The 26,272-nt window shown below is 70.0% G+C and carries 15 protein-coding genes and 4 pseudogenes; 8 read left to right on the top strand and 11 right to left on the bottom strand.

The genetic code is table 11. The annotated features are described in order from the left end of the window. The 3 genes and pseudogenes from JNW87_RS02480 to JNW87_RS02470 all read right to left on the bottom strand — a co-directional run. A partial coding sequence (locus JNW87_RS02480) for a transposase (protein ID WP_238452873.1) occupies positions 1-455 on the bottom strand: 455 nt, incomplete at its 3' end. A 131-nt stretch (positions 456-586) separates the two neighbouring features. Next, positions 587-790 (bottom strand): annotated as a pseudogene (locus tag JNW87_RS02475) (transposase); the annotation flags it as partial. A gap of 120 nt (positions 791-910) precedes the next feature. After that, positions 911-1,600: an IS6 family transposase gene (locus tag JNW87_RS02470; protein ID WP_109801578.1), complete on the bottom strand. Its 690-nt coding sequence runs from the start codon at positions 1,598-1,600 to the stop codon at positions 911-913. A 191-nt stretch (positions 1,601-1,791) separates the two neighbouring features. On the opposite strand from JNW87_RS02470, the gene JNW87_RS41220 reads away from it, so the two are divergent. After that, the gene (locus JNW87_RS41220) at positions 1,792-2,094 is read left to right on the top strand and encodes a transposase (RefSeq protein ID WP_109801522.1); all 303 of its coding nucleotides are present in this window, start codon (positions 1,792-1,794) and stop codon (positions 2,092-2,094) included. 242 nt (positions 2,095-2,336) lie between these two features. On the opposite strand, the pseudogene JNW87_RS41215 reads toward JNW87_RS41220, so the two are convergent. From JNW87_RS41215 to JNW87_RS02435, 6 genes and pseudogenes are all read right to left on the bottom strand, one after another. Continuing rightward, positions 2,337-2,465, bottom strand: a pseudogene (locus tag JNW87_RS41215) (hypothetical protein); the annotation flags it as partial. A 248-nt stretch (positions 2,466-2,713) separates the two neighbouring features. Further along, positions 2,714-5,395, bottom strand: coding sequence for a DEAD/DEAH box helicase (locus tag JNW87_RS02455; protein ID WP_109801524.1), 2,682 nt, complete (start codon positions 5,393-5,395; stop codon positions 2,714-2,716). A 4-nt stretch (positions 5,396-5,399) separates the two neighbouring features. After that, complete coding sequence (locus JNW87_RS02450) at positions 5,400-6,599, bottom strand: BREX system ATP-binding domain-containing protein (RefSeq protein WP_309233882.1); 1,200 nt, start codon at positions 6,597-6,599, stop codon at positions 5,400-5,402. A 43-nt stretch (positions 6,600-6,642) separates the two neighbouring features. Next, on the bottom strand, positions 6,643-7,668 hold the full coding sequence (locus JNW87_RS02445) for a BREX system ATP-binding domain-containing protein (RefSeq protein ID WP_109801526.1): 1,026 nt from the start codon (positions 7,666-7,668) through the stop codon (positions 6,643-6,645). Next, the gene (locus JNW87_RS02440) at positions 7,665-8,459 is read right to left on the bottom strand and encodes a hypothetical protein (protein ID WP_109801527.1); all 795 of its coding nucleotides are present in this window, start codon (positions 8,457-8,459) and stop codon (positions 7,665-7,667) included. Before JNW87_RS02440 ends, JNW87_RS02445 begins: the two co-directional genes overlap by 4 nt. A gap of 858 nt (positions 8,460-9,317) precedes the next feature. Beyond that, the gene (locus tag JNW87_RS02435) at positions 9,318-9,614 is read right to left on the bottom strand and encodes a hypothetical protein (protein ID WP_109801528.1); all 297 of its coding nucleotides are present in this window, start codon (positions 9,612-9,614) and stop codon (positions 9,318-9,320) included. 14 nt (positions 9,615-9,628) lie between these two features. On the opposite strand from JNW87_RS02435, the gene JNW87_RS02430 reads away from it, so the two are divergent. After that, entirely contained in the window at positions 9,629-10,192 is a 564-nt protein-coding gene (locus tag JNW87_RS02430; protein ID WP_109801529.1) for a dihydrofolate reductase family protein, read from the top strand. Positions 10,193-10,344: 152 nt separating this feature from the next. Here the strand turns inward: JNW87_RS02430 and JNW87_RS02425 are convergent, their stop codons facing one another. After that, a complete protein-coding gene (locus JNW87_RS02425) occupies positions 10,345-11,574 on the bottom strand; it encodes an IS110 family transposase (RefSeq protein WP_109801530.1) in 1,230 nt (409 codons plus the stop codon). 1,152 nt (positions 11,575-12,726) lie between these two features. Here JNW87_RS02425 and JNW87_RS02420 point away from each other — a divergent pair. The 6 genes and pseudogenes from JNW87_RS02420 to JNW87_RS02395 all read left to right on the top strand — a co-directional run. Beyond that, a pseudogene (locus JNW87_RS02420) lies at positions 12,727-13,632 on the top strand (non-reducing end alpha-L-arabinofuranosidase family hydrolase); the annotation flags it as partial. Continuing rightward, positions 13,615-14,199, top strand: coding sequence for a carbohydrate-binding protein (locus tag JNW87_RS02415; protein WP_238452875.1), 585 nt, complete (start codon positions 13,615-13,617; stop codon positions 14,197-14,199). The pseudogene JNW87_RS02420 and the gene JNW87_RS02415, both read left to right, overlap by 18 nt. A 603-nt stretch (positions 14,200-14,802) precedes the next feature. Beyond that, positions 14,803-17,394, top strand: a complete 2,592-nt coding sequence (locus tag JNW87_RS02410; RefSeq protein WP_238452869.1) for an arabinofuranosidase catalytic domain-containing protein — start codon at positions 14,803-14,805, stop codon at positions 17,392-17,394. Further along, on the top strand, positions 17,277-18,014 hold the full coding sequence (locus JNW87_RS02405; RefSeq protein ID WP_238452874.1) for an AbfB domain-containing protein: 738 nt from the start codon (positions 17,277-17,279) through the stop codon (positions 18,012-18,014). The genes JNW87_RS02410 and JNW87_RS02405 overlap by 118 nt, the downstream gene beginning before the upstream one ends. Before the next feature lie 133 nt (positions 18,015-18,147). Further along, on the top strand, positions 18,148-20,862 hold the full coding sequence (locus tag JNW87_RS02400; protein ID WP_109801533.1) for an arabinofuranosidase catalytic domain-containing protein: 2,715 nt from the start codon (positions 18,148-18,150) through the stop codon (positions 20,860-20,862). Between the two features lie 63 nt (positions 20,863-20,925). After that, positions 20,926-23,592, top strand: a pseudogene (locus JNW87_RS02395) (beta-L-arabinofuranosidase domain-containing protein); the annotation flags it as partial. A gap of 232 nt (positions 23,593-23,824) precedes the next feature. On the opposite strand, the gene JNW87_RS02390 reads toward JNW87_RS02395, so the two are convergent. Then, positions 23,825-26,227, bottom strand: coding sequence for a family 43 glycosylhydrolase (locus JNW87_RS02390; protein WP_109801535.1), 2,403 nt, complete (start codon positions 26,225-26,227; stop codon positions 23,825-23,827). Between the last annotated feature and the right edge of the window lie 45 nt (positions 26,228-26,272).

The raw sequence follows: 26,272 nt of genomic DNA, 5'->3' as shown, positions 1-26,272 counted from the left end.
AGCACGGCGTGGACCTGCGCCTTGAGCCCGGAACGCAACGCGACGAGCTTGGCCCGATGCCGCACAGACTCCCGCAACGCCCGCACCTGCGGCGGCGCGATCCACGCCTCTGGCAGGCGGCCCATGCGTAGCAGGTCGGCCAGGTCCGCGGCGTCACGCTCGTCGTTCTTCACCCGCCGGTAGGCGAAGCCTTTCACCCCGAGCGGGTGAGCCAGGTGCACCGTGGCGCCGGCGTCGGCGAGGACGTCCGCGGCCCAGTACCAGCCATAGGTGGCCTCCAACACCACCTCCGGGGCCTCGCCCCACGAGCCAACCTGCGCGGCGAACTCGACCGGGTCGCTGGCGATACGCACCACCGGTCCGATCCGCTCGCCGTCCGGAGTCATCCGCACGATCACGCTGCGCCGCCGATGCAGATCTATCCCCACATACTGCCGGCCGTCATACTCGTCCACAGGGGCCTCCTTCGTCGTGGTACGTCGTGACAACCCCAGGGAAACCCCTGACCAGGGTGACTGTCACGAGGAGCGGAGGCCCCGCTCCTTCATCGCATCAAGTTAACGGCTGATCTTGGTTGTTGAGGTGGTCAGTCGTTGGACGGGGTGAGCCGGCCCTCGAAGGCGATCTGGAACGCGTTCAACGGTGCCTTCCAGCGCATGGTCCACCGGCGGCGGCCGGCGCCGGTCGGGTCGAGGCTCATCAGCGCCATGTACACGCCCTTGAGTGCGGCGGCCTCGTTCGGGAAGTGCCGACGGGCGCGGACGGCCTTGCGGATGCGGGCGTTCACCGAGACCTGGGGCCGCAAGTACCCGGCGATCGTCAAGCTGTGGGAGAACGCCTGGGCCGAGTTCGTCCGGCGCCGTTGCATTGTGGGATCGGCGGACGTGTCGAACCGGTATCGAATCCGCGGTCAGATCGCTTGGGCGAGTTCGGTGAACGCCGCGGCGACCCGCGTAGCCGGTGGGGCGTCGATTCCGAGTTCGTAGTGGCCGCGTCGTAGGTTCTGCATGAAGGCGTGTCCGGCGATGATCACCTGCGCTGTCTTGTCGGTCCGCAGCCCGCGCATCGGTCTTAACCGCTGTTTGAGCCGGCTGTGATCGGCCTCGATCGGATTATTGGCGTACCGCTCGACGTGGTGCCACGCGGACGGGATCAGCTCGTCAAGCACGCCCGGGTAGATCGCGGCGGCGTCGGTGACCACCTCGCTGGGTGTCACCTTCAGCGTGGCCAGGGCACGACGGAAGAACCGCCGGGCCGCATCAGCGTCCCGGCGGGCCGAGACCAGCACGTCGATGACCTGCCCATACTGGTCAACTGCCCGGTACACGTACCGCCACACACCGTTGACCTTGACGTACGTCTCGTCGACGAACCATCGATCACGCGGTGAGTGGCGGCAGAATCGGGCCGCGTCGGCCAGCAGCGGCGTGAAGCGTTGCACCCACCGGTAGACGGTGACGTGGTCGACCTCGATGCCGCGTTCGACCAGCAGTTCCTCCACATCGCGGTAGGACAGGTTGTAGCGCAGGTACCAGCGGACCGCGACCACGATCACCTCGGCCGGGAACCGGAACCCGGCGAACGCCGACGTCGGCGGCAGCCAGGGGCGAGGACGGGTTGATGGCTTCACCGGTCAAGCCTGCCTCGATCTTGCCAACGCTCAATGCAACGGAGCCCCCATGCGGCCGGCTCGGTTCCTTCGTCCGTCGTGGTCACCTACTGCCTACGTACAGGGAGGCACAACGAAGGACCGGGGTTCCCCCTCTGGACCGGACACCCTGAGCCCAGACAGTGGTCTGGGGGAAGGATGTCCTGGTGCCCCGTCCGTCGAAGTACCCCGAGCAGTTCCGCCTGGATGCGGTTGAGCTGGTCCGCTCGTCACCGGGCCGGTCACTGCGTGAGATCGGCCGAGAACTCGGCGTCAACCACGAGACCCTCCGCGGCTGGGTCAACGCCGCCAAGCGTGCCGAGCAGAACATCGCCGGCCGTGACAGCGGCGCCCAGAAGCTCCCAAGCGCGGGCTGCGGCGTCAGCGGCCAGCCTGGCGATCTCCGCGCTGGTGATGCCGGCGGCAGCCGGTGGCGCCGCGCGTAGAGGCACCGGCACGCCGGGCTGAGCAGGCGGCGGCGCGGGCGGCGGCAGCGGCGCGACCGGGCGGAGGAAAGCCTCTCTGGCCAGCATCCCCGAGGGCGGTGTCCATGCGGACTGCCGCCGGTCGCGCAGGGCGTCGAGCACCTCGTCCCGCATCCGTCCGCGAAGCAGCAGCACCGCGAAGGGGTCCGCGTCGAGCAGGTCGCAGTCAGGTAGCACACCGCGGCAGCGTGCTTGCACAGCTCGGCCTGGTCTGGGCACGAACACACGCACCGCAGGTCGCCCGCGCCGGGGAGCAGGTCGAGCTCGGCGCCGACACCCGGCGCGAGATCCCCCGCCAGCAGCGCCGCGACGTGACCGACCTGGGCCGACATCGCCTCGAACACCCGCGCCCAGCCCGCGGCGTCGAGCACGGGCACATTGATGATCACTGAATAGGGTCGCGGCCCGCCGCCGGACACGAGCGCACCGACGGCACCCGGCGTGATGACCAGGTCGTGTACTCGGTTGCCGCGGACGTACGCCCGGCCGTGGATCAGCCGATCGGGGTCGAGCCGCGCCCGGGCGGTGAGCGCCTCCACCCAGGCCTTGCCCCACCAGGTCCGGCCATGCGTCGGGTACGTCACGCAGACCCCAGGGTGACCAGGTCGGCGAGGTCGGCGGTGGACAGGTCGGCCAGCCAGTGCTCCCCGGCACCGACCACCGACTCGGCCAGAACCCGCTTGTCCGCGAGCATGGTGGCGATCCGGTCCTCGACGGTGCCCTCCGCGATGAGCCGGTGCACCTGCACCGGCCGGTCCTGCCCGATCCGGTACGCCCGGTCGGTGGCCTGGTCCTCCACGGCCGGGTTCCACCACCGGTCATAGTGCACGACGTGGGTCGCCCTGGTGAGGTTGAGCCCGACGCCGCCGGCCTTGAGGGACAGCAGGAACACCGGCGCCGTGCCGGCCTGGAAGTCGGCCACCACCTCGTCCCGGTCGGCCGTCTGTCCGCTCAGGAACAGGGTGGGGATCCCCCGCGCGGCCAGGTGCCGCTCGATCAGGCGGCACATCTGCACGTACTGGCTGAAGACCAGCGCCGATTCGCCCTCGGCCAGGACCACGTCCAGCAGGTCGTCGAGCGCCGCGAGCTTGCCGGACCGGCCACCTGTCGGCCCCTGCTCATGCAGGTAGTGGGCGGGGTGGTTGCAGATCTGCTTCAGCCCCGTGAGCAGCTTGACGATCAGCGCGCGCCGCTGCAGGCCACCGCTGGCCTCGATGTCGGCCAGGCTCTGCGCGACCACCGCGCGGTACAGCGACGCCTGCTCGGCGGTCAGCGGCACGATGCGATCGGTTTCGGTCTTGGCCGGCAGTTCCGGCGCGATGCCGGGGTCGGACTTGCGCCGCCGCAGCAGGAACGGCCGGATCAGCCGGGCCAGCCGCTCGGTCGTGGCGGGATCGCGGTTGCGCTCGACAGGCACCGCCATGGTGCTGGTGAACCGCGACAGTGAGCCGAGCAGCCCCGGCGTCGTCCAGTCGAGGATCGACCAGAGCTCGGAGAGCTTGTTCTCCACGGGCGTGCCGGTCAGCGCCAGCCGCGCGGTCGCGGGCAGCGACCGCAGCTGCCGGGCCGTCTGCGACAGCGGGTTCTTCACGTACTGGGCTTCGTCCGCGACGATCAGCCCCCAGCCCACCTCGGCGAGCGCGGCCGCGTCGGCGCGCACGATGCCGTACGTGACGAGCACGATCTCGTTCTTGGCGAGGTCCATCAGGTGCCGCTCACCGCCGTGGTACCGGCGCACCGGCACGCCCGGGGCGAACCGCCTGATCTCGCGCTCCCAGTTGCCGAGCAGCGTGGTCGGGCACACGACCAGGGTCGGCCCGCGGCCCTGCCGGTGCAGATGCAGCGCGATGACTTGGATGGTCTTGCCGAGGCCCATGTCGTCGGCGAGGCAGCCGCCCAGCCCCGACTCGGTCATGCCGGCCAGCCAGCTGAGCCCTCGCTGCTGGTACGGCCGCAGCGTGCCGGCCAGGTCCGCCGGCACCGGCGTGTCCGGCAGTTCGGCGAGCATGCCGGTCATCGCACGCAACGCGCCGGTCGGCTCGAACTCGACCCAGTCCCCGTCCAGGTCGAGGCCGCCTGACAGCGCCGCCGCCAACGCCTCGATCCCGGTGAGCGGCCGCCGCGGGCGCCGCAGGCGTGCCAGCACCTCGTGGTCCACCCGGACCCACTGGCCCCGCAACCGGACCAGGGACCTCTTGGCCTGGGCGAGCTGCGCCAGCTCCTCCTCGGTCAGCGCCTCCCCGCCGACCGTCGGCCGCCAGGTGAAATTCAGCATTGCGTCGAGCGTGAACGCCGCTTCGGCGACCCGGTCCGGCTTGGGGGTCGCCACCGCGCGCAGCGCGAGCGGCTCGCCGAGCAGCTCCACGGGCACGAGCACCTCGATACCCGCGCCGGAGAGCGTCTCGACCGCGCCGAGCAGGTCCGTGATCGTGTCGTCGGCTGCCTCGATCGGCCGCGGCGAACGCTGGTCGAGCAGCCCGGCCATGGGCGGCCAGAGCCGGGCGCCGCGGTGCAGGGCGGTGAGCATCGCGGTGTCCGGTGCCGGGCCGAACCGCGCGGCCACGGCCGGCGGCGCGTGCCACAACCGGTCCGCCTCGATGAGCAGGCTCGGGTCGCTGGCGCTGCGCAGCCACACCCCGATCTCGTACGGGCCGTCCGGCGCCACCGGCAAGGCCACCCGCAGCACCGTTCGGGCCGTCTCGTCTGGCCGCAGCCAGCCCAGCGGGCCGCGGACCTTCACCGGGGCGTGCTGGGTGAACGGTCCGTCCACGCCTGATCGTGCCAGTGTGTCCGCCAGGGCGTCCCACCAGTCACGGATCAGCGCCTGCGGCTCGGGCACCCGTACCGGTGGCCAGCTGTCGGGCAGCACGATGCAGTGCCCCTCGGGCGGCATCGCCGCGGCCAGCGCGTGCAGCCGGTCGGCGTCGGCAGCCGCGAGCGGTCCGATCCGCCACGAGCCGAACCCTGCTGCGGTCACCGCGGGCGACAGCCGGCCGCGGGCCACGAGGTCCAGCCCGGCGAGCGTCGCCGCGGACCACGCCGCCACCGAGGGGCTCGCCTGCCGTACCGACAGCAGCTGCGCGACGGCCTCGGCGACCGTCAGCAGTCGCACGAGCGTCGGGCGCCGGTGCAGACGCGCCGCCGGACCGTGGAAGAGCTCGATCGTGTCGGGCCCGGTGATGGCCGGACCCCATACCGCGAGCCGGCCGGCCCGGGGAAGTTCGTGCGGCCGGAACACCGCGTGGTGCGAGGGGCCGAACACCTGCTCAGGCCTCCTCTGGAATGCCTTCCAGGTCGACGTCCTCGCGGTAGTCGGAGTCCATCTGCACCGCCACCGTGTCGGGCTGGAACGCAGGGTCCAGCCGGACGAGGTCCCACTCGTTGATCCACGCGCGAATGTACTGCCGCATCCGGGTGGCACCGAGACGTTCGAGGCCCGCGATATCGGGCGGGTTCCACCCGAACGCCGTGCCGTGCAGCTCCTTCAACCGGCCATACGCCCGGTCGAGTTCGGCCGCGTCGGGCGGCGTGAGCAGCGTCATCTCGCGGTCGATGATGCGCATGCCGGCCTGGGCGCGGTTGGACAGCGCCAGCGCGTCCGGGGTCTGCCGGTCACGCAGCCTGGCCGGCACGTTCTCGCGGTCCTTCTTGCCGGTGATGACGGCCGCCTCGAAGTCGTCGGTCATCGCCAGCACGGCGGCGACGGGCAGGCCGGGCACCTGATGGTCGCCCTGCACCCACCGGGCGATCTCGGCGTACGACTTGGCGCGCTGCAGCAGCGAGTAGCGTCCCACCAGTTCGACCTCGTCGAACAGGAACAGCCAGCCCGCCCCACCGGCGGCGGTGAACAGCCGGGCCGCGAACCGCAGCCGCTGCTCGGCCAGGTCCTTGGCGGACACCGGGGACAGCGCCACCGGGCCCTCTCCCGCCGCCTTCAGCCGGCGGCGCAGGTCGGGCACGCTGATCGGGTCACCAGACCAGAACCGGACCAGCTTCTCGGCGAACTCCGGATCAAGATCGCGGATCTTTCCGTACAGCGAGAGCGTGGCGGCGAACCGCTCGTTGAGCCCGGCGGCAGGGGACAGCGACCATCGCAACAGCTCGGCGAAGCCGCGCCCGTCGACATCGAGCGCCGCGGCGGCGCCGGCGATCGCCGGCCCGCTCCCCCCGGCCACGACGGCACAGTCTGCGGCGGCGCTGAACACCTTCGCCCGGTCGTGCAGCGGCGTCTCCTTGCTGATGACCACTCGGCTGACCGCGAAGCCCTCGTCAAGGGCCAGGCGCATGAGATGCTCGAGCAGATGCGACTTGCCCGAACCGAAGCCGCCGCCGATCAGCATGCCGCTCGCACGGCCCTCACGGGTCGTGCCGAGCAGGTCGAGGAAGCGGTCCTCGATCTCAGTCTGGCCGGAGCCGAGCATCGCCACCGCGTCCAGGCACGGCACGCCCGCCCGCAGCGCCTCTATCGCCCGCCGGTGGCTGACCGACGGCTCGTGGTGGTCAACGCGGTCATCGGACGGCCTCCAGTCGTACGTCGAGACGGATCAGCGCGGCGAACGGGTTCGCCCGGTGCCGGTCGCGCACCTCGTCGGCCACGCGCAGGTGCAGCGCGCTGTACGCGGGCAGGCCGCGCGCCTCGTCGATGACCAGTTCCGGCGGCAGCAGCACCGCGACGAACAGGCCCGCGAGCTCGTCGGTCGCGTCGATGAGCTGCCGCAGGAGCTCGTACGCGTCGAGCGTGGCGGCCTTGGAGTAGTAGTGGCCGTCGCGTTCCTCGGCCGCCGGCCGGCGCGCGACCGCCACCCGCTCCAGGTCGATCAGCAGCACGGTGCCGCTGCGACCGGCCCGGCGCACCCACTGGCTCAGCGACGTCAGCATCGCCCGCGCGTTGTGCCTGGCGATCTTCGTGTGCAGCAGCACGGATCGCAGCTGCGCGGCCGGCACCTTCTCGCCCTGCAGCCAGCCGAGCACGGCCAGCCGATCGGCCTGGGTCACGTCGCCGTGCGCCATCACGGCCTGGCACAGCCGGTACATCGCCACCCGGAACTCGTGCGCCAGCGCGCTGTCCTTGAGCACCGCCCGCTCCAGCGCCCGCCGCACGCTGCGGTACAGCTCACTGCTGTCGATCTCATGGTGGGCGGCGACCACCGCGACGTCGAGCTCAGCGACGCCGGAGCCCGGCGCAGGGAAGCCCGCCTGCCGGTAAGCCTCGGTCAGCACCGTTGCCGCCAGCGCCATCCAGTCGACCTGCCTGGCGACGGCGAAGAACAGCTGATCCATCAGATGGACCCGGGTCACGGCGCTGTCCACGGTGACGTACACGAACCCGCCCGCGCCGGCGGTGCACCGCTGCGCCAGCCCGCGGTCGAACCTCTTGGCGATGTCGTCGTCGCCGGTGACGACCAGCCGCACCGCCGTCCCGCCGAGCGAGATGTAGGTGTGCAGGTATTCGGCCGCGACGAAGTCGAGGTACTCGTCGATGTGGTGCACCCCACCGCCACCGGGCAGCTCGGACCGCTGCTGCGGCAGGCTCATCGGTCGGCCTCGGCCTTGGTGAACGAGACACCCCAGTACCGCTGGCGCTGGCCGCTGCGGGCCACGGTGGTCAACACGCCGCTGGTCTTCGTGCCGGTGCTCGCCGACCAGCGCAGCTGCCGGGCGCTGCGCGCGGTGGCCGTGACCCCGCTCTGATCCAGCAGGTACAGGTCACGGGCGAACTCCTGCTTCGTGTACTCCTTGGCCTGCCCGGGCAGCATCGTCAGCACGCGCCACACGTCGACCAGCCTGACGACCGCGTCCGGGCTCTTGCCGGCCTCGGCCACGACCAGCTCGTACGCGGCGCACAGGCTGTCCAGGAACGGCTCCGGCTTGAACCGGGGCGCCCGCTGCTGCGCCGCGGCCAGAACGCCGACCAGCACCGACGGCCGCAGCCGCCGCTCGCGTACCTTGTCCACCTCCACCGAGGCGTCGGCCACGAGCACCCGTACGAGTGACGGGTAGCACATGAGCTGATCGTCCTCCTCATACATCGCCACGCCGGCCGCCTCGGCGGCGGCGAGCAGCTCGGTCGTGTACTCGCCGGACGACAGGTACCCCTGCTCGTCGATGTCGAACGCCGTACGCAGATCGGCCGCCGCCGCGACGAAATCGGCGGCGAGCGACTCGGCCGCGGACGTGGCTTTGCGCAGGTCACGCAGCTGTCCGGCCTTCGCCGCGGTCCGGGCCTTCCGCAACTGGGCGGTCGCTGTCGCCAGCACCTTCAATGCCGCGTCGGCCTGCCGCTCGGCGGCGGCGAGCGTCGACTCGAGCGAACTTGCATCTGTCATGCGGACCTCCCTGATATCGGCGACCGCCGTCTCGGCTGGTCAGGTGACGCCGCGGCCCCCACGACAAGATAATCCATCCTCGCCGGATCGCCGCCGCGAGCCTCGTGCGGCTCCGGGGAGCCGCCGGCAGGTCGGGCGATCGCGCTGGTGGGGCGGGGTGGCGCCGATGAGGTCGAGTGTGGACGCCCCGGCGTGGCGGAAACCTCGTCATCGAGCCCGCGGTGTGCCGGCGACGTGGCCCCGGCCCGTCCTTGTTCCCCAGCTCGACCGTCAGTTACAATGGCAGGCCTCGTCGGAGGTTAGTGCGATGTCAGCTGCCCGGAAAGCCGACCATGCAGCTTCTGGCTGGGACGGTTGAGGCCAATGATCTCGGTGTCGACCCCGTGCCGGGCGTACTTGGCGGTGACCTGGTCCCGGCGCTGACAGCGGTCATTCCGTTGATCTAGTTGTCATCGGCGGCAGTAGATCTCGCCACACAGAGCCTGACCGCATATCAGCAGGTCAAGGCCGTGTTGGTCGGGCAGTCGCCCTCGATAAACCCGTGAGAACATGGCGGCGCGACGCGACTTTGCGTCGCGCCGTCGCGTTCATCCCTGAAGCGGATGAACGGCGCCTTGACCCCCAGTAGTCCGGTGGCCCAACGGCATGCTCACGCACATTTACCCAGGTCGCCTGAAGCATAAACCGGCCGAGTAAAGGAGTCGTCGCACCACTCCCCCGCCACCATCGACTTCCCTGCCGTCCAACAGACAGACGAGCAGCGCGTGACTTCGCCGCTGGTCGGCGTACGGGAACCGGCCGGCTGTCGTGGGAGTTCATGTCGGAGGGGCAACGGCAACCGGACATCCATGGTCATCATCAGAGAAGACTTGCAACTGGCGCCCCGGTAGCGAGCGACATGACCGTGGTCTGGATGTTGTTGGTGGCGTCCGGGTCCAGGTAGGTGAACTCGGTGGGGTAGCCCAGCCGGTCGGTGTACGACTTGGTGGTCCAGTGCCACTTCGGGTCGTCACCGGTCTGCGGGTAGTTGTAGACGATGCTGGTGCCAGGCCGAGTCGTTCGTAGAACGAGCGAGAGGCGGAGACGTCTGCCCGACCCGTGATGCTCAACCAGCTCGCAGGCGAGGGTGACATCCCAATCGGGTCCTACGTGCACCGGGAGGTAGAGGCATGGCAAAGCTGATCTACGTAACTAATGTGTCGCTTGACGGCTATATCGAGGACGAAAGGGGAGCCTTCGACTGGTTCCCGCCCGACGACGAGGTATTCACGTTCACCACCAACCTCCTGCGGTCGGTGGGTACTTTCCTTTACGGGCGGCGCCTGTACGAAACGATGGCTGTCTGGGAAACCGACGCTGCTCTAGCCGCGCAGTCCGGCCTCATGGCTGACTTCGCGAGCGCCTGGCAAGCGGCGAACAAGGTCGTCTACTCCACGACTCTCACCGCGGCGTCGACGGCCGTCACCAGCTTGGAGCGCCGTTTCGACCCCGCCGTCGTACACCAGCTGAAGGCCACGGCCGGCAGGGATATCACCGTTGGAGGCGCCAACCTGGCGGCGCAAGCCATGCGGGCTGGGCTGGTTGACGAGTGTCAGTTATTCGTCTGGCCCACGGCCGTCGGAGGCGGCAAGCCGGGGCTGCCTACTGGCGTGCGCGCCGACTTCGCGCTCCTCGACGAGCGCCGGTTCCAAAACGGCGTCGTTCACCTCCGTTACCGCACTCTCGGCCACTAACCAGGGTTACCACCCTGATCCGGGCGCTGCGGCCTGGGTGACGCCCGCCCACCATCCGCCGCATGTGACCCGTGCGTCCGCAGGCTGTTTCCCAAGCATCGGAGGTCCATCGCATGACCGAGTGAACCCTTCTCGGCATGAGTAGCCCTGTGTCAAGCGGCGGCCGTGAGTACGGCTTGCAGAGCTCGGTGGCGGGTGGGGTCGTAGGCGACGCCGTCTTGCCAGCAACGCCAGATGACGTGCAGCCATGCGCGGGCGAGGATGCGGGTCGCGTGGGGATGGTCGTGGCCCCGGGCTCGGGCCCGCTGGTAGAGGTCAGCGGCCCAGGGGTTGGCGTGGTGGGAGTCGCCGGCGAAGTCGATGACCGCGCCACGGAGTTGTTTGTCGACGGCCCAGCGGAAGCTGACGACTTTCACCTTGCCGGACTGCCTCGTCGAGGGCGCGGCCCCGGCCAGACAGGTGAGTGCTTCCGGCGTCGGGAAACGGCCGCGGGCGTCACCGATCTCAGCCAGGAGCCTGGCCGCTCGCACGATCCCTGCCCGGGGCAGGGACGTGAACACCACCGCGTCTGGGTGCTGCAGCAACTGGATCGCGATCTGCTCTTCCAACGCGCTGATCTGTTCTCGCAGGGCGGTGAGCCCGGCCACCAGCGCGGCGGTGACGTGCGCCCGGGCGGTGGCTTCAGCACCGGTGGTGCCGCGGGTAGCCGCGGCCAGGTGGGCGTGCAGCAGCCCGGCTCGTGCCGGGTTGGGGTAGGAGACGCTGCGCAGCCAGTTCTGCAGTCGGCGTGGCGACAGCCAGTCGACCTGCTCCTGGGTCGTGAACCGGGCGAGGAAGCTCAGGGTGATGGCGGAGTCGATATCGCGGAACAGCCCGATCGCCGCGGGCAGAACGTGTTCGAGGTGGGCGCGCAGCTGATTCGCCATCGCGACACGGGCGGCGATGAGGTCCTTGCGGGCGCGGACGGTCATCCGCAACGTGAGCGTCGCGGGAGAGTCCACGGTGAGGGGACGCAGGCGGTGGCGGTCGGTGCGGACGGTGTCGGCCAGGACGTAGGCGTCGAAGCGGTCGTCCTTGTTGCCGGCTGCGCCGTAGCGGCGGCGCAGGTGCTTGATCTGGTTCGGGGCGATCACGAAAACCGTGATCCCTGCCTCGAGGAGAGCGTCGACGATGGGCCCGTCGGGACGTTCGATACCGACCTCGGCCACGCCGGTCTGCTGCAGGCATCGCAGCAGCTTCCGCAGGCCCGCAGCGGTGTGCTCGACGAGCATCCGTTGAACCTCGACACCGTCGGGGCCGACGATCGCGAGGGCGTGTTCGGTGCTGGCCCAGTCGACGCCCGCGGTGGGCCGGCGCGTCGGCGGGTTGTGTTCGACACTCATGGTGTCCTCCTTGCTGTTGCAGCAGCAGGTGGGCACCTGGTGGTCTCAGGACACGTAAGCCGGTCGCTCACTGATCGGCGCTCGATGGCGCTCAGCCCTGTCGCCGGTCGTCCGTGTCCTGGGGCCACCGGGCCCCGCAGAACTCATGCTGGACCTATCACGGTCGAGCGGACGAGGCGGTGGCCCGGTGGGGACCAGGTGCACCGGCGACTCGATATTGCCGGCACCAAATACGGTGCCCCACGAAACCGCCGACAGAAAGAGTCTGTCCAGTGAGCGGGCGTCGCCGGCCTGTGAAGCGGAGTCTTCGATGCTGATGCTTTCGGGCGCGACGAAGGGGTCATCGGACAGGAGACCCTGGCCAGGCGGTTGGCCGTGGCATTCGAGCCAGATGGGCCTCAGCATCGGAGAGGGTCAGGACGGTGTTCCGCTGCTGTGAGTCGATGGGACGGGGCTCGGCTCACCGTAACCCGCATCGGCGATGACGACCACAGCCTCATCGACGAAGGTCAAGAGCAGTCACGGCACTACCAGAAGGCTCCCTGACCAGCACCGTCGCGGCCGCGCTCGCGTGAACCGGCGGCGTTCGGCCCGGACCGCGCGGACCTGGACGGCATCGGCCCCGCGCCTCCGGAACCTTGTACGTTGCGAAACGATGTGGCAATCTGATCGCAACAGGGCCTGAGCGAGTCCAGTCCACCCTCACGCCAACAACCCGCTGTCGCCTCCTAACAGGACCAAAGTGGTCGCAAAAATGTTAACGCTAACATCGGCCCCCCGCGGACGACCTCGAGCCCCGTGAAGTGGTTGATCGCGGCCCGCAGACCGCCCGCGTGGCGGCCGTGCGGAACCGCCAGCCCTGATCCGTTCCCCGCAGCAGAGATCAAGCACGATCCATCCCGACGACGGCGGAGACGCCTCGTTGCCTCCGGCAATCGCTGGCGAAGTCCCCCAGCCAGCGGCCTACCAAGGACAGGAGTTATCCAGGTGAGAGTGAAGAAGACCCCCCGTATTCGTTCGTTAGCTCTTGCCGTCGTCATGACGCTGGCGCCGCTCGGGGCGGTATCGACCCAAGCTGCTCCCGCCAGCGCTGCCACCGGGAGTCCCTTGGCGAGTGCCGACGGCGCGCCGCCGGCTCCCAGTTCGTCGACGACGTGTGCCCTTCCCACCACATATCGCTGGACCTCCACGGGGCCACTCGCCACCCCCAAGGCGGCCTGGGTCTCGCTCAAGGACTTCACCACCGTCGAATACAACGGCCAGCATCTCGTCTACGCGACCACCCACGACACCGGCACGCGGTGGGGCTCGATGAACTTCGGCCTCTTCGACGACTGGTCCGACATGGCCACCGCCACCCAGAACACGATGACCTCGTCCACCGTGGCTCCGACGCTGTTCTACTTCGCGCCGAAGGACATCTGGGTCCTGGCCTACCAGTGGGGCGCGACTCCCTTCAGCTACCGGACGTCGAACGACCCGACCAACCCCAACGGATGGTCCGCCGCGAGGCCGCTGTTCTCCGGGCGCATCGCCAACTCCGGCACCGGCCCCATCGACCAGACGCTCATCGGCGACGACAAGAACATGTACCTGTTCTTCGCCGGGGACAACGGCAACATCTACCGGGCCAGCATGCCGATCGAGAACTTCCCGGGCGACTTCGGCACCACCGCGCCCATCATCATGTCCGACACGAGGAACAACCTGTTCGAGGCGGTCCAGGTCTACAAGGTCCAGGGCCAGGACCAGTACCTCATGATCGTCGAGGCGATCGGCGCCAACGGGCGGTACTTCCGGTCGTTCACCGCCACCAGCCTCGACGGTGAGTGGACCCCGCAGGCCGTGGCCGAGAGCAGCCCCTTCGCCGGCAAGGCCAACAGCGGTGCCACCTGGACCAACGACATCAGCCACGGCGAGCTGATCCGCACCAACCCCGACCAGACCATGACCATCGACCCGTGCAACCTGCAGCTGCTCTACCAGGGTCGCGACCCCAGCTCCGGCGGTGACTATGGCCTCCTGCCCTACCGGCCCGGCCTGCTCACGCTGAAGAAGACCGACCCGACCCTTGCCGTCGACTCGCAGCCCGTCGACTGGGGTACCGCGGCCACCGTCACCGTCACCGTCACCGCGGACGACGGCTCACCGGTCACCGGCACCGTCGAGCTGTCCGAAGGCGACACCGCACGGGGCTCGGCCACGCTGGACGGAAACAGCGCGACGTTCACCCTGCCGGCCGGGCTGGCGGGCGGCGAACACACGCTGACCGTCTCGTACTCGGGCAACGCCTACGTCAAGGCGGCCCAGACCACCTTCACCGTCACCGTCAACCTGCCCAACGCGTGGAACTCGTCGACGGTCTACCACGAGGGTGACAAGGTCACCTACAACGGCCGGGTCTACCTCGCCAGCTGGTACACCCGCAACCAGGCGCCAGGCAATCCTTACGGCCCGTGGCAGGAACTGGCCCTGACCGAGGATGGCGCCACTGTCTGGACCGCATCCCGGATCTTCACCGCCGGCGACACCGTGACCCACCAGGGCCACGTGTACCGGGCGAAGTGGTGGACCCGCAACCAGGCCCCCGGCGACCGTTACGGCCCGTGGACGCTCGTCGACTGACGGCGCCCGGCAGGCGGTCAGAAAGGCTGGTGACGTAGAGAGAGCCCGGCCCAGCCCCGATCGGGGCTGGGCCAGGCTCTCTGCTGTGGAGCGGCATCGTGCGTCGACGGCAGCACCGGCTGACCGGCGGGTCGCCGGCCACGCGCACCCGGGATGCTTTGGGAGCGTGACCACCGAATTCAGGTGGACACGTCGATTGACACTAATGTGTCGATGATGTTTCAATAAGTTGACCGACAAATGTTAACGCTAACATCTTCGTCAATAGCCCGCTAATCAACGTCGGACACCCTGCCTGCTCAGGCCACTCCCCCGTGCCCGGATATTCGAACGGCAGCCTGCCAACCGGAACTGGTTAGCGCTAACAGTCATGCCCTTTGGAATGCCGCCCAGAGGAGAGCGATTCCCGCATGATGCAATTCCGCCGCGGTTCGCAGAAACCCCCACCACTGCGCCCGCCGAACGGACGGCCCCGAGGACCACCGCCACAGGGGTGGCGCGGCCATAGCTCCACGAGACCCCCATGCGGCCCAGTCCAGACCCCACCTCGACCCAGCCCCCAGACCGACTCGATCGGCAGACGACGGATCGGAGCCAACCCCCATGTTCAGATCCTCTACCCGACGGGTACCGCCCCTGCTCGCCGCCGCCGCGGCGATGGCGCTCACGCTGCTCGGCACCACCTTCACGATGCCACCGGCGGCGGAGGCCACGCAGGCCGCCCCGGCTCGACCGCAGGGACCGTGCGACGTCTACGCCGCCGGCGGCACCCCCTGCGTCGCCGCGCACAGCACCACCCGGGCGATGTACGCCTCCTACAACGGCCCGCTATACCAGGTTCGTCGACTGTCGGACAACGCGGTCAGGGACATCGGCATCGTCCAGCCCGTCGCCCGGCCGTTCGCGGACGCGGGCGGCTACGCAGACGCGGCCGCACAGGATGCGTTCTGCGCCGACACGACCTGCTTCATCACCGTCCTCTATGACCAGTCCCCCATGCACAACGACCTCACTCAGGCCCCCCGCGGTGGGTTCAGCGGCCCGGCCCTGGGCGGCTTCAACAACCTCCCGATCGCCGACATGGCGCCGATCACCGTCGGCGGCCACAAGGCGTACGGGATCTTCATCGAGCCGGGCATGGGCCTGCGGAACAACGACACCAGGGGTGTCGCGGTCGACGACCAGCCGCAGGGGCAGTACTGGGTCATCAACGGCCAGCACTACAACAGTGGCTGCTGCTACGACTACGGCAACGCCGAGATCGACAGCCGCGACGACGGCAACGGCACGATGGAGACCACCTACTACGGCAACGCCACCGCCTGGTACCGCGGTAGCGGAGCCGGTCCGTGGATCATGACGGACCAGGAGAACAACCTGGTGGGTTGCGTCAACCCGGGTAGCACCTCCAAGGTCTGCGCGGACCTGCCGAGCATCAACTGGCGGTTCGTGACCGCCATGGCCAAGGGCGAGCCGCACCACTGGGCCTCGCTGGGCGGCGACGCCCAGCAGGGCCCTCTGTCGACCATGTTCGACGGGCCGCGCATCAACGCCACCTATGACCCGATGCGCAAGCAGGGGGCCATCCTCCTGGGCAACGGTGGCGACAACAGCAACGGGTCGCAGGGCACCTTCTATGAGGGCGCGATGACGACCGGGTACCCGTCGGACGCCGTCGACCAGCAGATCCAGGACAACGTCGTGGCCGCCAAATACGACGTGCAGCGGCTGCGCATCGCGCCGGCGTCGGCGGTCTCCACCCCGCCCGGGCTCCAGACCTTCGCTCCCGGGTCCTCGCAGGACACCACTGTGACGTTCACCAACACCACCGGCTCCGCGGCGGTGGGCGTGAAGCTGAGCATTTCCCTGCCCGACAAGCAGTGGACCTCCGTCGTCCCGGGCACCACGGACACCTCGGTGACGTTCGAGGACCCGGTCGCACCCGGCGCGAGCGTGAGCGCGACCTTCAAGGTCACCTCGGGACCGGCCCCCTTCAACGGCGACCTGACCGGCAACGCCTGGTGGACGAGCCCGACGAAGGGCGGGCGGCAGTCCGAGACGACGGTCGAGAAGGTGCGGAACGTCAGCCCGATCAAGATCAACGAATTCCGCACCGGCAGCACCGGCAACTCGACCAACGCGTACATCGAGCTCTACAACGCCGGCGCCGCCGACATCGACATCTCGAACTGGACCCTGACCCAGCACCCGGCCCAGCAGGCCACCTTCTCCACGGTGACCGTCCCGGCCGGCACCACGCTGCCGGGCCACGGCTTCTATCTGCTCGGCCTGGCCAACTCCGGGCTGGCGGCCCCCGCCGCCGGCGGCGACACCACCGTCAACGTCAGGAGCACGACCGGGTTGGCGGCCGGCCACCAGATCGCCGTCGACACCGGCGCCGGCGCGGAGACCCGCACGATCGTCAGCGTCGGGACGGCCGCCACCGGCAACACCACCCTGTGGCAGCCCCTCCCCGACGGTCCGGTCGTCACGATCCCCGCCGGCTCGACCAACGTGCCCGTCACCAGCGTGTCCGGCTTCACCGTGGGCCAGAAGATCGGCCTCGGCTTCGGCGCCAACCACGAGGTGGCCACGGTGACCGCGGTCGGCAGGCAGGGCACCCAGGGGCTCCTGTCGGCGGACGCGCACGTGGGCGACACCAGGATCAGGATGTCCTCGACCGCCAACATCTCGGTCGGTGACCGGATCCGGTTGGACATCGACAGCCCCGGCCACGGGATCGAGTACGTCACGGTCACTGCGGTCGGCACCTCCGGCGCGAACGGCACCGGCATCACCATCGCCGAGCCGCTGCGGTTCGAGCACGCGTCCAACCTCCCCTACAGCGTGCGGGGAACCGGGGTCAGCTTCACGCCGGCGTCGCGCTTCCCGCACTCGAGCAACGAGCCGGTGCAGGCGCTCGGCAGCGGCATCACCCTCGACGAGCCCCTCGCCAACGCCCACGCCGTCAACGCGCCGGTGCGTGACACCGCGGTGGCGAACGCCGGCTACCCGGGGACGCCGGCACCGCACCAGTGGTTCGGCGGCCGGCCCTCGCCAGCGCCGGCAACATGGTGCTGCGGGACACCCAGCAGCTGGTCGTCGACAGCCTCAACTACGGAAGCCTCGTCGACCCGTGGACCGCCGAGGGCTACCAGGCGACCTCCGGGGCGGGGCAGAGCGGCTGCCGAGTGAGCAACCCGGGCACGACGGGCGCCAACGGGCGCAGCGCCGCCCGCTTCCCCGACGGCAACGACACCGACAGCAACTGCGGGGACTTCCAGACGGCGAGCGGGCCCACGCCCGGGGCGTCCAACGACGTCAGCTTCACCCTCTCGCCGGGTCCCCGCGTCTCGCTGCAGACGACGGCGCCCAGTGGCTCCTCGAACTATCTCCAGCACGGCTCCACCACCACCAGCGTGGTGACCGGCCCGGTGACGGCGGCCAGCCCGAACGCCGACAAGCAGAACGCGACCTTCGTGAAGGCGGCCGGCCTGGCCAACCCGAGCTGCTTCTCGTTCGAGGCGGTCAACCGGCCCGGAAACTACCTGCGGCACCAGGGCTTCGTGGTCTCCCTCCAGCCCGACGACGGCAGCACCCTGTTCTCCCAGGACGCCACCTTCTGCCAGGTGGCGGGCAACAACGGGCGGGGCGCCTCGTTCCAGTCGGTGAACTTCTCGACGCGGTATCTGCGCGACTACAACGGCGGCGTCTACCTCGCCGGCCCGCCCGGCACCAACGAGTGGGACACCAGCGTCTCGTTCGCCGACGACACGAGCTGGCTGGTCGCCACGCCATGGGCCCCGGCACCGTGAGGCACCGCCCGCACGACTGATCGACCCTCACGATCGATCGGGTTCGACCGCTTCCGGTGCCCACCGGCGTCGGTGGGCACCGGAAGCGCCCGTCCCACCCACCACAGGACTTGCGAAGAGGAGCTGTCGCGACATGGTCAGACCCCCCACTCGCCCCGCACGCACGAGAACCCTCGCCGCGCGTACCGCCGTGGCGCTCGCGCTGGTCGGCACGATGCTGACGATGGCGCCGGCGGCGCAGGCCACGAAGCCGACCGCCCCGCCCAGAGCAGAGGGGCCGTGTGACATCTACGCCGCGGGCGGCACGCCCTGCGTCGCCGCGCACAGCTCCACCCGTGCCCTGTACGCGTCCTACGACGGCCCGCTCTACCAGGTCCGGCGCACCTCCGACAACGCCGTCAGGGACATCGGCGTGGTCGCCCCCGTCGCGCTGCCGTTCGCCGACGCCGGCGGATACGCGGACGCGGCCGCGCAGGACGCGTTCTGCGCGGACACGCTCTGCCTGATCACGGTCATCTACGACCAGTCCGGCAAGGGCAACCACCTCTACCAGGCGCCCCCCGGCACCTTCCGCGGCCCCGACGTGGGCGGCTACAACACCCTCTCGATCGCCGACATGGCGCCGGTCACGATCGGCGGCCACAAGGCGTACGGCGTCTACATCATCCCGGGCATGGGGTACCGCAACAACGACGCCTCGTACCTCGCGAAGGAGGACGAGCCGGAGGGCATCTACACCGTCTTCGACGGCACCCACTACGACAGCGGCTGCTGCTACAACTACGGCAACACCTCGACCAACAGCCGCGCGGTGGGCACCGGCACCATGGAGACGGTCTATTTCGGCACCGCCACCGCCTGGGGGCGCGGCACCGGCCCCGGCCCGTGGATCATGTCGGACATGGAGGCCGGCCTGTTCACCGGATACAACGCCCGGCAGAACGACGCAGCGCCGACCATCGACGGCTGGCGCTTCGTGACGGGCGTGGTCAACGGTGGTGGCGGCAACCAGTGGGACCTGCGCGGCGGCAACGCGCAGCAGGGCTTGCTGACCACGTATTACAGCGGGATCCGTCCCGGCTCCCTCACCAACAGCAACTACTTCCCGATGCACCGGCGGGGCGGCATCCAGCTCGGCAACGGCGGCGACAACGGCAACGGTTCGGCCGGCACCTTCTATGAGGGTGTGATGACGACCGGATACCCGACCGACACCACGGTCGACGCCGTCCAGGCCAACGTCGTCGCCGCCAGGTACGACGTGCAGCGGCTCAGCCTGTCGCGAGCCACCACGTTCACCCCGGGCACGGCGCAGGAGGTCACCCAGACGTTCACGAACACCACGGGCTCGACCGCGGTGGGCGTCAAGTTGAGCCTCTCCGCGCCGGCCGGGTGGACCGCCGTGGTCAAGGGCACCGACGACAGCTCCGTGACCTTCGAGGAACCGGTCGCGCCCGGCGCGAGCGTGAGCGCGACCTTCACCATCACCTCGGCGACGACCAGTGCCGGTCATCTGACGGGCCGGGCCCAGTGGACCAACCCGACCCGCGGCGGCCGGCAGTCGACGGTCACCAGCCAGGCGGTGCGCAGCGCCCTCCCGGTCCGGGTCAACGAGGTCCGGTTCCGCACCAGCAGCAACGCGACCGACCAGTTCGTCGAGCTCTACAACGCCTCCGCCGACGAGGTCGACCTCTCCAACTGGACCCTGACCAACACCCCGAGCGGCTCGGCCGCCGTCACGCTGGCCACGATCCCGGCCGGGACGAAGCTGGCGAGCGGCGCCTACTACCTGCTCGGCCTCTCCGGCTCGGGGCTGGCGGCTCCCGCCGCCGCGGGTGCGGCCACTGTCAACGTCCGGAGCACCACCGGCCTCGCCGCCGGCCAGCAGATCGAGATCGGCACCGGCTCCGCCCGGGAGACCCGTACGGTCGTCGGCGTGGGCTCGGCGGCCACCGCCGCGACCACCCTGTTCGTGCCGGTCACCCACGGTTCGATCACGATCCCCGCCGGGTCGACCAACCTCCCGGTCACCAGCGCGGCGGGCTTCACCGTCGGCCAGCAGATCGGCATCGACGCGGGCGCCGGCTACGAGCAGGCCACCGTCACCTCGGTCGGCAAGGCGGCCACGCAGACGACCCTGTCGGCGCCGGCTGCCGCGGGCGCGACCAACCTCAAGGTCGCGGCCAACGCCAACCTGACCGTCGGCGACACCCTGACGGTGGACGCCGGGGAATACAAGGAGACGGTCACGGTCGCGGCGATCGGCACCACCGGCGCCAACGGCACCGGCATCGAGCTGGCCGCGCCGCTGCGGTTCGCCCACCGGTCGGCCGTCGACGTGGCCGGCCGCGGTACGGGCGTCAGCTTCTGGCCGCCGACCGGCCGGCCGCACAGCAGCGGCGTGTCGGTGCAGGCGCTGGGCGCCGGCATCACCCTCGACCAGCCCCTCGCCAACGACCACCCGACCGGCGCACCCCTGGTCAGCCCCCAGATCACCACGGCGGGCTACCAGGGGTCACCGGCACCCGACCAGTGGTTCGGTGGCAGCCTCTCGGTCAGCGCCGGCTCGATCGCGCTGCGGGACGCCACCGGCTCGGTGGTCGTCGACGCCATCGTCTACGGCTCCCAGCAGAGCAGCTCGAGCGGTAACGGCACGATCACCAGCCCGGAGCTCGCCGTCCTGGAGGCCGACCAGGGCGGTGGCGGCTGCATTGCGGTGGTGGCCGGCGCGGCCGCCAACCCGGGCCGGAGCAACGCCCGCTGGCCCGACGGCAGCGACACCGACAGCCTCTGCCGCGACTTCGTCACCACCACGATCCCCACGCCCGGCGCGGTCAACACCAGATAGCGCCGGCAACCGCTGACAACTTCCGGTGTCCGCCTGACGCGGCGGGCACCGGAAGTCTCGGGCGTGCGGTCCCGCACTGCGTCCGCACGCCCGGCGACCGGTCCCGCGCAGCCGTGGGCCGGTCGCCACGCACCCTCTCCCCAACCTTCAGGAGGCATCGTGTCATCTGGATCACTCAGTCGACGCCGGCTGTTGCAGGCCGCCGGTATCGCCGCCACCGCCTCGGCCACCGGCGCCTTCGCCGTGGGCACTCCGGCGAACGCGGCCGTACGGCCGGCCCGGCCGGACCTCGGGGCCGGCGCCCTCCCGTTCGACCTCACCCAGGTACGCCTGACCCCCGGCCGCTGGCTGGACAACCAGACCCGCACCGTGAACTATCTGCGCTTCGTCGACGTGGACCGGCTGCTCTACAACTTCCGCGCCAATCACGGCCTGCCCACCGGCGACGCCGCCCCGAACGGTGGCTGGGACAGCCCGACGTTCCCGTTCCGCACCCACATGCAGGGGCACTTCCTGACCGCCTGGGCCCAGGCGTGGGCGGTGCTCGGCGACACCACCTGCCGGGACAAGGCCGACCAGATGGTCGCCGAGCTGGCGAAGTGCCAGGCCAACAACGCCGCCGCCGGGTTCAACCCGGGATATCTGTCCGGCTTCCCGGAGTCGGACTTCACCGCCCTGGAGGCACGGACGCTGCGCAACGGCAACGTGCCGTACTACTGCATCCACAAGACCCTGGTGGGTCTGCTCGACGTCTGGGTGCACCTGGGCAACACCCAGGCCCGCGACGTGCTCCTGGCGCTGGCCGGCTGGGTCGACGAGCGCACCGGCCGGCTCACCGCCGCCCAGATGCAGGCCATGCTGGGCACCGAGTTCGGCGGTATGAACGCCGTACTGGCCGACCTCTACCAGCAGACCGGCGACGACCGCTGGCTCGCCGTCGCCCAGCGCTTCGACCACGCCGCCGTGTTCAACCCGCTCGCCGCCAACCGGGACCAGCTCAACGGGCTGCACGCCAACACCCAGGTGCCGAAGTGGATCGGCGCGGCCCGCGAGTTCAAGGCCACCGGCACCACCCGCTACCGCGACATCGCCAGCAACGCCTGGGACATCACGGTCGGCGCCCACACGTACGCCATCGGCGGCAACAGCCAGGCCGAGCACTTCCGGGCCCCGAACGCCATCGCCGGATACCTGCGCCAGGACACCTGCGAGGCGTGCAACACCTACAACATGCTCAAGCTGACACGGGAACTGTGGCTGCTGGACCCGGACCGGGTCGCCTACTTCGACTACTACGAGCGGGCCCTGCTCAACCACCTCATCGGTCAGCAGAATCCGGCCGACGAGCACGGCCACATCACGTACTTCACGCCGCTGAACCCCGGTGGCCGCCGCGGTGTGGGGCCGGCCTGGGGCGGTGGCACCTGGAGCACGGACTACGACTCCTTCTGGTGCTGCCAGGGCACCGGCATCGAGACCAACAGCAAGCTGTCGGACTCCATCTACTTCCACAACGGCAGCACCCTGACGGTGAACCTGTTCCTGCCGTCGAGGCTGGTCTGGTCGCAGCGCGGCATCGTGGTGGAGCAGCAGACCTCCTATCCGGTCAGCGACACCACCACCCTCACCGTGCGCGGCAACGTCAGGGAGTCGTGGACGATGCGCATCCGGATCCCGGCCTGGACCAGCGGGGCCAGCATCCAGGTCAACGGCGCGGCGCAGGACATCGCCACCACACCCGGGACGTACGCCAGCCTCACCCGGTCCTGGTCGCCGGGGGACGTCGTCGCGGTCCGCCTGCCGATGCGGGTCGTGCTGGAGGCCACCAACGACAACGCCGACATCGCCGCGATCACGTACGGCCCGGTGGTCCTCTCGGGCAACTACGGTGACGCCGCCCTGAGCGGCCTGCCGTCCCTCGACCCCGCCTCGATCACCCGCACCAGCTCCAGCGTGCTCGCGTTCACGGCCACCGCGAACGGGAGCACGGTCGACCTCGGGCCGTTCTACGACGCCCACGGGCACAACTACACCGTCTACTGGGCCACCGGTCCGGGTGGCGAGAGCCCGCCGAGCTTCCGCCTGGTCAACGCCGGCACCGGCCTGGTCCTGGGCATCCGGGACATGTCGCTGGCCGACGGCGGGCTGGCGCTGCAGTGGGGTGACACCGGGACCGCCGACCACGACTGGCAGCTCGTCGTCGACGGGAACGCCCTCCGGCTGCGCAACGTCAACAGCGGCAAGGTCCTCGGCGTGGAGAACATGTCCACCGCCGACAACGCCCGCGTCCTGCAGTGGAGCGACAACGGCACCGCCGACCACCTGTGGACCGTGGTGGACGTGGGCGACGGGTCCCACAAGCTGCGCAACGTGCACACCGGCAAGCTGCTCGCCATTCTCAACGCGTCGACCGCCTGGGGCGCGCAGGCGGTGCAGGACCAGGACAACGGCACGCCGGACAACCAGTGGCGGTTCGTGCCCAACGGCGCCTGCCGCATCCAGAACCGGGCCAGCGGGCTGGTGCTCGGGGTGCAGAACCTGTCGACCGCCGACGGCGCCCCGGTCATCCAGCGGGGTGACACGGGCGCCGCCGACCACCGCTGGACCGCCGTCGTGGACACCAACGGCTACCTGCGGCTGCGCAACGCGCACAGCGGCAAGGTCCTCGGTGTCGAGGGTGACGCCGGCAGCGACGGGGCCCGCGTCGTGCAGTGGGCCGACAACGGCGCCGGCGACCACCGGTGGCGGCTGCGCTACGGCACCGGCGGCTACTTCCGGATCCAGTGCGCCGTCGCGGCCGGGTCCTCGGCGTCACGGACGCCTCCACGGCCGCCGGTGCGCAGGTCGTGCTCGGGGACGACAACAGCGCCACCGATCACCTCTGGCGCTTCATCTGATCGCGGCGCCCTGAACGCCAGTGACGGCGCCCGGCGATGCCGGGCCGCCGCGACTGTCATGTCGATCAGCCGCAGGAGCGGGCCGGGTAGCTCGCCTGGTACGACGCCGAGACGGGCTCGCCGTCGACGGTCGCGGTGGCGGTCACCGTCACCACACCCGCCGGCACGGCGGCCGCGTCGGTGGGGAACGACCGGAACTTGTCCTTGCCGGGCGGCACCGACCCGAACGGGCGCGTCCCGTACGCCGACTCCGCCGAGGCCGTCACGTGGATCGCCTCGTTGTTCGCGGCCCGGACCGTCACCATGACCTTCTCGCCGACGCACCGGGTGTCCGCCGTGACGGACAGGTCCAGCGGCGGTACGGCCTCGAACGCCCAGGAGTCGATCTCGAAGAGGTCGTCCCCGGCCGGGCCGCGGTAGGTGAAGTAGACGTCGTGAACGCCGGTGGCGCCCTGCAGGTCGGCGGTCACCTCGGCCCATTCGCCGGTCGGGGTGTCGACCGGGATGGTGCCGACCACCGGGCCGCCCGCGTTGTCCAGCCGCACCTCGATGCTGCCGCCGGCGGCCAGCGCCCGCACCTTGGCCGTCACGCTGGCCGCGCCGTCGGCGCCGAAGTCGACCGCCGACAGCGCCGTCCAGTCTCCCTCGTCGATGTCACGCACCACCAGGTTCGGCGCCGCGGTGCCGAACTCGGCGGAGGCGCCGTCGACCTTGCCGGTGGCGATGCCCTTGCTCCAGCCCAGGGTCTCGGCCTCGAACACCCGGTAGGGGTTGAAGTTCCGCACCTGGTCCACGCCGGCGTAGTCGCCGACGACCTGCTGGATGGTGCCGTCCGGGTTGAAGGTCAGCTCCTGGATGTGCGGGCTGCGGTAGCCCTGGGTGGTGTTGCCGTTGATGCGCTTGTTCAGCGTCGGGGCGTGGTAGGTGAAGTAGTACTTGCCCTCGAACTCGAACACCGACTGGTGGTTGTTGCCGCCGGTGCCAGCGCCGAAGAACTGCGACTGGTTGGGGAACAGCACGCCCGCGTAGGTCTCCTTCGGCCACGACATCGGGTTGTCGGAGATCATGTAGCCGATCTGGCCGCCGCCGGGGTAGCCCGGAACCCGCGGCTGGTTGCCACCGAAGTCGTTCCCGCCGAAGTGCGAGGAGTACGAGAAGTAGTACTTGCCCTCGCGCTTGAACACGTGGCCGGCCTCGAAGGCGACCGGAGCGTCGACCACGGCCGCCCGCCCCTCGGTGGCGACCATGTTGTCGTTCAGCTTGATGCTGCGGATGTTCTTCGGGTTGTTGAAGCGCTCGACCGCCGGCATGCTCGTCGACGCCGGGCCGCCACCGAAGTAGAGGTACGCCTGGCCGTCGTCGTCCACGAGCGGCGCCGGGTCGAACTTCCACGCCACGTCCTCGGCGCCCGGAGTGCTGCCGTTGATCAGGGTGCTGGTGCGCTCGCTGGTCCACGGGCCGAGCGGCGACTTGCCCGTGATCACGTTGGAGGAGCCGCCGCCGTTGGCGTAGTAGAGGAAGAACTTCTCCTCGCCGTTGACGACCTTCTTGGCGATGCCGGGCGCCCACGAGTTGCCGGTGAACGGCGCGACGCCGTTCGGGCCGGCCACCTGGATCTCGCCGTGGTCGGTCCAGTTCACCAGGTCAGCCGAGGAGATCACGGTGATCTGGTTGATGTCGCCGTAGTTGATGCCCGGGGAGACGCCGGTGGCCGGGTTGGGGGCGTAGCCCTGGGTGTCGTTGGTCATGTAGAGGTAGACCCGGCCGTCGTGCACGAAGCCGAACCCGTCGGCGCCGAACTTGTGCCCGATGAGCGGGTTGTGCTCGCCGGGGAGCTTGCCGACCACCTCGATGGTCTTCGATACGACGTACTCCTGGAGGGTCACGTCGTCGACCTTGAAGTTCATCAGGTGGGTGTCCGGCGCGGTCGACGGGTTCGCCGTCCACGGGGTCTCGACGAAGATCCGCGCCGTGCTGACGTTCTGCCCGGCGGGAATCGTGAAGGTGCCCTGGATGAGCCCCCACTGTCCGCGCGGCACGGTGACGGTGCCGAGGTTGGTGTAGGTGGAGCCGCCGTAGTGCATGGTGATGAAGAACTGCTTGGTCGCCGGGCTGTTCGGGTTCTCGTACTTCACCCGCGCCGTGACCAGGTAGGTCTTGCCCGCCTGCACCTTGCCGGAGAGGTTCTGCATCGGGCCGGATCCGGTGGTGCTGCGGTTGGTCACGAGTACCGCGCCCGTGCCGGAGTAGGCGTCCGTCGTGGTCGACAGCGTGGCGGTGTCCGAGGCGTTGCCGTCGTTCGCGAACCAGCTGGCGAGGCCGTCCTCGAACCCACCGTTCACGATGAGGTTCGGGCTGGCGGCCTGGACGGGCGCCGCCGCGACGGCGGCGGATCCCACCGCCAGGGTGAGGGCCGCCGCGACGGCCGTGATCCGTCGTCGGGACGATCTCAGCAATCGGTGTTCCAAGGCACTTCTCCTTGATCTGAGGGTAAACCGGAAGCGGTTCCTGGG

This window comes from Micromonospora sp. ATA51 (assembly GCF_016802855.1).
In the GTDB taxonomy this organism is placed as follows: Bacteria; Actinomycetota; Actinomycetes; order Mycobacteriales; family Micromonosporaceae; genus Micromonospora; species Micromonospora sicca.
This window is presented reverse-complemented; position numbering and strand designations above follow the sequence as displayed.